The 8711-nt window shown below is 64.0% G+C and carries 6 protein-coding genes and 3 pseudogenes; 5 read left to right on the plus strand and 4 right to left on the minus strand.

Annotated features, from left to right (window positions below):
* A pseudogene (locus tag ACGFYN_RS47410) lies at positions 1-377 on the minus strand (peptidase S8); the annotation flags it as partial.
* Positions 378-981: 604 nt separating this feature from the next.
* On the opposite strand from ACGFYN_RS47410, the gene ACGFYN_RS47415 reads away from it, so the two are divergent.
* The 4 genes and pseudogenes from ACGFYN_RS47415 (at position 982) to idi (ending at position 3853) form a co-directional block, all read left to right on the plus strand.
* Positions 982-1359, plus strand: a complete 378-nt coding sequence (locus tag ACGFYN_RS47415; protein ID WP_393872182.1) for a hypothetical protein — start codon at positions 982-984, stop codon at positions 1357-1359.
* Positions 1360-1833: 474 nt separating this feature from the next.
* Positions 1834-2592 carry an isopentenyl transferase family protein gene (locus ACGFYN_RS47420; RefSeq protein ID WP_393872183.1) on the plus strand — a complete coding sequence of 253 codons (759 nt, stop codon included), beginning with the start codon at positions 1834-1836 and terminating at the stop codon, positions 2590-2592.
* A 16-nt stretch (positions 2593-2608) separates the two neighbouring features.
* A pseudogene (locus ACGFYN_RS47425) lies at positions 2609-3184 on the plus strand (TIGR00730 family Rossman fold protein); the annotation flags it as partial.
* Between the two features lie 51 nt (positions 3185-3235).
* The gene (gene idi / locus ACGFYN_RS47430) at positions 3236-3853 is read left to right on the plus strand and encodes an isopentenyl-diphosphate Delta-isomerase (RefSeq protein WP_393872187.1); all 618 of its coding nucleotides are present in this window, start codon (positions 3236-3238) and stop codon (positions 3851-3853) included.
* 767 nt (positions 3854-4620) lie between these two features.
* Here idi and ACGFYN_RS47435 read toward each other — a convergent pair.
* From ACGFYN_RS47435 to ACGFYN_RS47445, 3 genes are all read right to left on the minus strand, one after another.
* Positions 4621-5151, minus strand: a complete 531-nt coding sequence (locus ACGFYN_RS47435) for a hypothetical protein (RefSeq protein WP_393872184.1) — start codon at positions 5149-5151, stop codon at positions 4621-4623.
* 57 nt (positions 5152-5208) lie between these two features.
* Positions 5209-6336 (minus strand): tetratricopeptide repeat protein, encoded by a 1128-nt coding sequence (locus ACGFYN_RS47440; RefSeq protein ID WP_393872185.1) that lies wholly within the window; start codon positions 6334-6336, stop codon positions 5209-5211.
* Positions 6337-6834: 498 nt separating this feature from the next.
* The gene (locus tag ACGFYN_RS47445; RefSeq protein ID WP_393872186.1) at positions 6835-7347 is read right to left on the minus strand and encodes a methylglyoxal synthase; all 513 of its coding nucleotides are present in this window, start codon (positions 7345-7347) and stop codon (positions 6835-6837) included.
* A gap of 952 nt (positions 7348-8299) precedes the next feature.
* Between ACGFYN_RS47445 and ACGFYN_RS47450 the strand changes: the two are divergent.
* Positions 8300-8711, plus strand: a pseudogene (locus ACGFYN_RS47450) (IS5/IS1182 family transposase); the annotation flags it as partial.

The raw sequence follows: 8711 nt of genomic DNA on the forward strand, positions 1-8711 counted from the left end.
AGGTCGTCCATGTTGGCCGACTTGGCCTCGACGAGCAGGATGTGGCACTGCGGGCAGGCTGCGCTGACCATGTCCACGTCGAGGGAGATCTCACCGGCCCAGCCCTGGTCCGGCGTCGGGTAGCTGGTGCCGCCGTCCTGGTCGATCTTCTTGAAGCAGCCGTTGCCGGTACTGCACTCCGGCAGGCCGTACTGGGACCGGTAGGCCGCCAGGTCCTTCTCGGCGTTCGGATCGTCGTTCGCGTCAACGATCGCGACCGTGGCACCTTTGCCGCCGTCCTTGGGCAGGCGATAGGCAGCCTGCAGGTCGGCCGGCCCGAAGCCCTCGGGGGCGTCGTGGTAACCGAGGGACTCTTGCGACTTGACGTCAGTACGCACGACCGCTTGGCACGCCATGTAGCCAGGCTTGCTCGACTCCGAGCAGAGCCGGTGGGTGCGGACCAAAGTCATGGGCGACGTGGTTGCCGCCGTCGCGAAAGCCGCCGACTGTGAAGCAACAGCCAGGCCGCCCGCTATCAGAGCCGCTGCAGACAGAAGCGCAGGCGCGCTGCCGCGTATCGGGTTCCTTCTGTGGTCAGAACGCAATGAACTGCCCTCCGTGGGGGGGATGGGGCTCCACGGCGCGGCCGGGACGAACGAGACATGTCAGGTACATGACAATCAGTTCAGTTGGCGGTGGCGCAGTGAAGCTGACTTTCGGGCATGCTGCTGAGCTACTGCCACCCCGATCAGTGGTGGCTGAAGATGAGGCTATTGACGACTTACCCAGGGGAATAGAGCACTTCTCCCTCAACTCGTCAGCGGGCCTTCCCCCGTGAAGGTGGGCACGCGGTTATTGATCACGCGGCAAGCGTGAGTCAGGCCGAGATCGAAGGCGATCTCCGAGCGCTTCGCGAACATCCAGCGGCAGGCTCGGCACGAACTTCTCGCCTTCTCCAAGCCGCCCTTCGCCGCGCCCGCCGACAACACAGAGGGCACCCCGGTGGTCCGCCAGCTCCACCGGGCAGGCGGCACCGTCCGGGCGATCTACCTCAACGAAGCTCTGGGCGACCCCGAAACGGTGGAACACGTGCGGCGCTTCGCCGTCGCGGGCGAGGAAGCCCGCTTCGTCGTCTCTGAACTGCCGCTGAAACTCGTCGTCGCAGACGCCTCCCTCGTCCTGTTCAATATGCCCGACCCTGCGGCCAGCGCGGGCTCCGCCACCACGCTCTTCATCGAACACCCGGCCCTCGCAGACTGCCTGCGGCTGGCCTTCCCCGCTGTCTGGGACGACACTGTGCACCGCCCTCCCCTGCGCAGTCAGGAAACGCGGCTCATGCACGGGACCCGTGAGCTGCATCCTGGAGGTCATCTCCCGTAAGGGCGCCCCGAACATCAAGGGCGCGGCGTGGCGGGGCGGGGCGGTGCGGGCGCGGGTGCGGGTGCGCCACTCGGCCATGAATGGGGATCCAGATGATCTATTCCATGGCCCACGTATTTCCGGCTGCACACTCAAGCCGATGCGAATGTATGCAAAAGAGGCTGAATAGCGTGCGCACTTACGACACGCACTATGCCGAGCCGGTGCTGGACTCGGCTGCTTTCTGACAGACCATCCCGAGGATGGGCCGTTGGCGGCGCAACATCACCAACAGAGGCACGACATTGGGTCTGAGTATCGAATACTCAGGCAACCCAGAGGTGTTCGATATATATCTAAATACCAATATCCACCCCGTTTTGTCTTGGTCCGTTTAACACGGCATCTCCTCCTACTGGAGACCGACTGACTGCCCATCGCCGGTCATTTGTGCGTATGACGTGCGGTTCACAAGAAAGCCATCTTCTTATGCCAATGCTGCAGGTATTCCTGGGCCCCACCGGTATCGGAAAGACCGCCCGGGCCACTTCTCTTGCGAGGTCTACAGGGGCTCCTGTGGTTGTCCTCGACCGGATCCAGTGTCATCCCGAGATCGCTACGGCGAGTGGTCGGCCCCTCGCTGCCGAGGTGTGCGGAACGACTCGCATCTATCTCGATGAGCGGAGTGTGGGGGCAGGGGAGCTTTCCGCCGAGGAGGGGCTCCGCCGGTTCATGGACACCGTGGGCGGATTGGAACTGGGTGCGCGGGATCTGGTGATCGTGGAGGGCGGCTCGGTCTCTTTGTGCCGACTTTGGCATGGAAGCGGTCTTTTCCCGTTCGAGAGGCAGGAACTGCAGGTCCTCGGTATCGATGACCCTCACCGCCACCGAGGCCAGGTGCTGCGGAGGGTACGGGCGATGGTCTCCCCTGGCCACAACGGTGAGTCGATCATCGATGAGTTCTCCCGCGTATGGCGACATCATGCGGGACAGCGGGACTTTATTGCGTCAGTTTGCGGCTTCGACGCCATCGTCGAATGGTGCCAGCAAGCCGAAATACCCCCAGGCGACGTTTGCAGCAGCGCTCTCAGCCCAGATCAGCAAAACCAGTTGGTCATCGATATCACAAACGCACACTGCAGCTATGCACGGGCGCAGTCCGACTTCTTCACCGGCATGCGCCAGGAGATACGCCCTCGAGGGAGACGGATGCCGGCGCAGCGGGCCAGTGCAACATCGGAAGTGAATGTGTGAGCAGGAGTCAACCATCATGAGTCAGCAATTCTCGGCTGTCGGACTCAAGCAGAGCGGTGAGGCCCGCAGTGTTTCGGCCGTACGGTGCGTGTGCGTTTTCTCCGGCGCCTCGCAAGGACACGACCCGAGCTATGCCGACGGAGCTCGCCGCACAGGCCGTGCGCTGGCGGCCCGCCACATCGGGGTGGTCTACGGTGGTGCTGGCATCGGCCTGATGGGAGCCGTGGCGGACGGAGCCCTCGATGGCCTGGGCGAGGTGACCGGAGTGATTCCCCGGCATCTGGTTGACCGCGGCGTGGGCCACCAGGGGCTGTCCCGGCTGGAAGTCGTCGCTGGCATGCACGAACGCAAGGCGCGTATGGCGCAGCTGGCGGACGCCTTCCTGGCTCTGCCCGGGGGGCTGGGAACGCTCGAGGAATTGTTCGAGGTGTGGACATGGGCGCAGTTGGGGCTGCACCGCCGTCCCTGTGGTCTCTTGAACGTGAACGGCTATTTCGATCCGCTGCTGGCGTTCCTCGACCGGGCGGTAGAGGCCGGGTTCCTGACCGGGGGCGATCGCGCTGGCCTCATCGTGGACGACGACCCCGAGCGTCTTGTCCAAGCCCTAATCTCCTCCCCCACTTGGGCAGCCGAGGGCCGTGTACTGGAGTCTGTGCTGGCCACCGCGCCGTCGGCGGGCGGTGTGCGCAGCGAGGAAATCCGGCTGGAGCTGGTAAACAAGACCGGACACACGGTCGGCACCGCTGAGAAACTGGCCGCGCATCAGCCGCCAGGCCGGTTGCATCGCGCCTTTTCGGTGTTCTTGTTCGACCGCCTGGGAAACATGCTGCTGCAGCGCCGGGCAGCGGCCAAGTATCACTCGCCCGGCGTGTGGTCGAACAGCTGCTGCGGCCATCCCCTGCCCGGAGAGCCACCGCTGGTGGCAGCAGCGCGACGCATATCGCAGGAGCTGGGCCAGTCCCCCACGCTCCTGCAAGAGGCCGGGACGGTGACATACGTCCATGACGACCCCACGTCGGGCCTGGTAGAGCAGGAGTTCAACCATCTGTTTACCGGGGTCATCGAGGGGCCGCTTCGTCCTGACCCGGACGAGATCGCCGCTACGACCTTCGTCGACGCACGGGAACTTGCACGGCTACGTCGGCGGGAGCCCTTCTCCGCCTGGTTCCCGACCGTGCTGCAGGCCGCGTTCCCTGCGATCTGCCAGACCTGCCCCGGCTGGCACAGCACGGATACACCCGATGAAGGCGGCTCACGGTGACCGATCAGTGCTTTTCGCCAGCATCGGTGCCGGTGCGTCGACTACCAGACTCTCGCCGGGGCCCGGCCGCGGACGCGGCAGGTCGGAGAACAGAACATCCGGAAGCGCTGTGACCCGGGCATACAGCAAGCCGCTGGGTACCGTCCCTTCGTGCTTGACCAGGTTCCGACCGGGGCCCAGTTCGCTTGCCTCATCCACACGGCGAGACCGCATTCGACTGTCGCCGTCGACCGGCCGTCTGCGTGTCGGCGTACGCACTGCCAGCCGTCCTGACTGTGGAGGTTACCCTCCGTCTGCTCCGACCCGGCGACCCATCTCCGCGAGATCGGCATGATCACGCAAGTGCAGCGCCTCTTCCAAAGAGGCAGCTGTCACCGGTCGTGAGTCCCTCCCTCCCCCGGAATTCCACATGACGCGCCGCCGAGCCCTCGTTATCGACCTCGAAATACAGCCACAGATCTTCGTCCTCGTACTAGGTGCGGAATCAGGTCGTCATGCCCCATCCTCACCCACGCGCAGCCGGCACCACGTTAACGAAAGAAAGTGCGCGGATAGAGCACGTGATCGGCCGATGAAGAACTAAAGACCCTCCGCGACTCGCCCACATGCACAACCTCGCTCTGGCCACAACCAGAACCGAGCCAGCGCCCCCATCAACCTGCCGGTTCATGGCCTTGTTACAACACCCTTTAGCGGCCCACAACCCCTGATGAATCGAGGTTCCCGCAACGCTTGACGATGGCTTTCGTTTAGGAAACCACAAATGCTCACAGAGGCTGCCCCATGAGGCGAGAATGGCGTATGCGGGCCATGAGCGGGATTCTTTGTGCGTCTTCGCTGATGACATGCAGGAGGTTCAGGGAATTATCCAAGTGTCGCTGTTCGGCTCGCTGGGCATATTTCTGTATGGCGGTGCTCAGGCCCATAGTTCTTGCGTGGACAGAGCAGGATAGCCAGGTATTGCCTGCGGCGGCGTCTTCCAGGTCGTATTGGATGATTCGCTCGTGGCTGTCACCGCCGAAGCTGGGCCGGTAGCGGCGGATCAGCAGTCGCTCGCTATCCTCCAGCACCTCTCCGTGGAATGTCCCCGGCTGGCGCGAGCCGGATCCGAAATCCAGCAGCATTCGCGTGCCGTAGGCGCCGGATGATGAGTCACGATCAAGATATGCGACTTTACGTAGGCCAATGATCCACTTTGTCATGAGCTGGGGTGAACTCAGGTGCTTCAAGGTGACGTCGCAGGAAAATGCAATGGTAGTTGCCGCGTGAAGTGAATAACAGGACCATTCTTTACGCATGTGCCGCCTGCACCCCGCCAGATCGGATGAGAATCGCGACGCAGGCCAGTGCATTGCTCATAAGCGATCAAACCGTTCCGGCTCGATATGTTCTGGAGTGGCTGGCGTGGGTGTTTCACGGCCAGGGTGGGGGCGTGGTGTGGTGCCGATGTGTTGTTGTGCCTGGCGGTTTTCTTGCACGTGGATGAGTCCCTGGTGGGCGGCCCTGAGGACGGGGTGGCCCGGAGTGACTCGGCCGGTGAGGAGGGTGATGGCGCGCTGGTAGTGCAGCGCTGCCTGGCGAGGCTGGTGTTGCCGGCGGTGGGCGCCGGCGAGGCCGGTGAGCGTGGTGGCCAGTTCCGGGTGGCGGGGGCCAAGGAGGGCTTCCTTGACAGCGAGGGCCTCGAGGTATCCGTCGATGGCCTCGGCGTAGCGGCCTCGGCGATGACAGAGGGCGGCGAGGTTGTGCCGGTTGACGGCGATCTCGTAGCGCTGGTCGCCGTCGGCGTGCTCGAAGATCTCCAGAGCGACACGAAGCTGGATTTCGGCTTCATCGAGACGGCCACAACCATCCAGCAGGGCGGCCCAGGCCGCCCGGTCTGCAGCCACCCGTGGGTGGTCGAGGCCGTGCAGGCTCTCACGGATCTCCACCGACCGAGCCGCCCACGGCTCACCCTCCGCGCTCGCACCCCGGGCATGCGCCAGACCACCCAGGTTATGGCAGATGGTGGCCACCGCATCGCACTCGCCCCCGTACACCCGCTCGTAGACCGCCAGCGCCCGCCGGTACAACCCCTCGGCCTGCACAAAGCGGCCAGTGTACTTGCCAAGCACGCCCCACTGGTTGCAGATCGAGGCCACCAACAGCCCGTCCGGCACCTCCAGATGCTCCGCCGCCCGCAGCGTCAAAGCGAACAGCAGACCCGCCCGACGGTACTCCCCCATCCTGCGCCAAGCATCCGCCAGATCCCGCTGCGCCCGCAGCCGTGACCGCGCCCCCGCGACCGTACGCGGAGCACGACGGATCGCCGCCCGCAGCCGATACTGCTTATCCTCGTCGGCGGTCATGGCACGGTTCCTCGTCTCACGGAGTCGATGGTGGTCATAGGCCGCCGCATTTATGGCCACCGACTCCTCATCGATCTCGTTTTCGAAAAGATCAGAATGATCACCAATAGCAAACGACCACCAATTCATTCGACGCATCGAATAAATCTTGATAGGCTTACCATCGATTTGTCATGAGTAATCGATGCTCATTTCGCGTCGCCCGCGCCTTCACATAGGGGCCCCTCTTGAGAAAGAGAATTCACAAGGGGGTTGAGAGACCGCTCGTCGTTACATATCCGAGTGATCTGCCCGACTCCGGACTTCGGCCGACCGCCCCGGCACGACTTCGTGAGATCATCAACGCCATCCTGTACGTGGATCGCACCGACTGCCAGTGGGCCTATCCCCCGCACGACTTCCCGCCTCATGGGACGAGTCCTGATGAACTTTCCCTATCCGGGCGGCGAGTTGAACCCCACCTGCCTGGCAGACACCCGGGCGCCTGCGGCCGAGCGCCAGTAGCAGACCTTTACGGGTCCATACCGGTGGCCCAGTGCACCGTCGCCCAGCTGATGCGGGGTCTCGGTCGAGGGTGCCCGACGAGAGGAAGATCCGCGTCACGACCCGGCTCAAGGCTCCGAGGTGATCTGCCACTTACCGCTGGTTACGCTGAGGAGCGCCTGCTGAAGGGCCGCAATTTCGACGTGTCATTGTCATGGGCGTAGCTGCCTGGCCGTTTACCGGCTTTGGGTGGTCGTGTGGTTCTCTTGCTGGCGGTCGGAAGGAGGCCACAAGCGCGTCGGCGGTGGCCTGGTTCATGGCGAGGGGCACATCGTGAAGGACTGCCAGGCGTACGAGTGCTGTGGCATCGGCGTCGTGGCCGGGCCAGGCCAGTGGGTCACGGAAGAAGAAGCAGGCGCCAGGCTGCTCAGAGGCCACGATGTGCGCCGCGTGGACGTCGCCGCCCAGCTGGCCGGAGTCGAGCGCTCGTACAGTGAGGCCGATACTGCGAAGGATCTCGGCCGTCCCCCCGGTAGCAGTCAGTCGTTGGCTGGCGAGAAACTCTTTATGGTGTGTGGCCCACTTGGCCATCAGGGACTTCTTGCCCTCTTGCGCGATGAGAATAATATGCACTAATATTCCTTGGGGGGCTGGGATTGTCTCCACCCCACCATGGGGGGGCTTCAAATATCCATGAATGTCGCCCCCGCAGTTGCCAGCTATTGTAGTTCAGCGGCCGAGGTCGCTATCCGGAGGGCGTGTGTCTAGCTGTTTTTCATGCGCAATGCTATGCAGCCGTCCTGAATAGCCAGTTGTCCTGTAGGGCATGCCGAGAGGGCGGCAGGCTTCAAGGGATATCGGAGGATGGCTTGGGTCACAGTTCCCCGGTGATCTTCCGCTCGTCGCACGTCTCACCCTGAGGGCTGGGAGCATGACCAGCATCTGCGAAGTTCGCGCAGCCACGCATGAGTACGCCGTACTTACGAGCACTGGGGCGGGTGGCTTGCGACGCAGTGCCTAGACCCATTGAATTCATGTTCAACACCCCCTCGCACCACGCGTCCACCCCGGCAGCGCCACGATCAACCTCGACCACTCGGAGGCATCCTGATCGTCTGGGACCGGCTCTTCGGACATTCCAGTCCGAGATACATCGGCCGACGTACGGGCTCACCACACCGTCTGGGGAGGAAGAGCAATGTAGTGCGGCTCCAGTTCCACGAGTACGCGGTCCTGCTGCGCGACGTACGCGACGCCACAACGTGGCGAGACCGCCTCGGATTTGTCTTCCGGCCGCCTGGCTGACGCCCCCTGCCAGAGGTCCGCCATCGACCGCACCCTGCAGCAACTTCACTTCGGTGCGCGAAGCGAACCGCCAGGCGGCCTTTCCTGGTCTGCAGATCCCGGCGACGGGCGCGGCGAACGGGCCAGGAACCCTCGCGCACGTCGCTCGACGGGGGACTTCCGGGGCGCAGGCACGGACCTGTGTCCTCCCATTCCACCGATCACTGAGCTTCTTCGGGTTGGCCATCTGACGGTCCACGAGGCGTAACGAGCGAGGCCCTCGGGCTGTTGATCGAGATGTCTGACGTCTCAACCATGTTGCTCGGGGGCCTCGTTGGTCTTCTATCCTGCCGGCTCGACCTGTCCCATGCGCTCGTGGAGTGGGTGACCTGCTCGTCGTCACCCGAGAGGGTGGCCGGCGATGCAAGCTCCGTCCGTCCCAGCGCGCGATGGTGGCACTGGTTGTACCTGCGCGAGACGCCACCCTCGCGAAGATCGCTGCCGGGTTCGGGATCAGCGAGTCCACCGCGCACGCCTGCACCAGCGCGGTCATCTGCCGGCTCGCCGAACGTGCGCCGGGTCTGCTGAGGGTCCTTGCGTGAGGCCGATGCGGACTACGTCCTGCTGGACGGCACTCTCGCCGAGTACGGCCGTGTCGGCGACGGGCGGACCGACTGCTCACACGAGTTCCGCCGCCACGGGATGAACGTGCAGGTGGTCACCGATCCGGGTGGCCGGTTGCTGAG

Origin of the sequence: Streptomyces sp. NPDC048419, from assembly GCF_043200415.1 — a bacterium.
Taxonomy (GTDB): domain Bacteria; phylum Actinomycetota; class Actinomycetes; order Streptomycetales; family Streptomycetaceae; genus Streptomyces.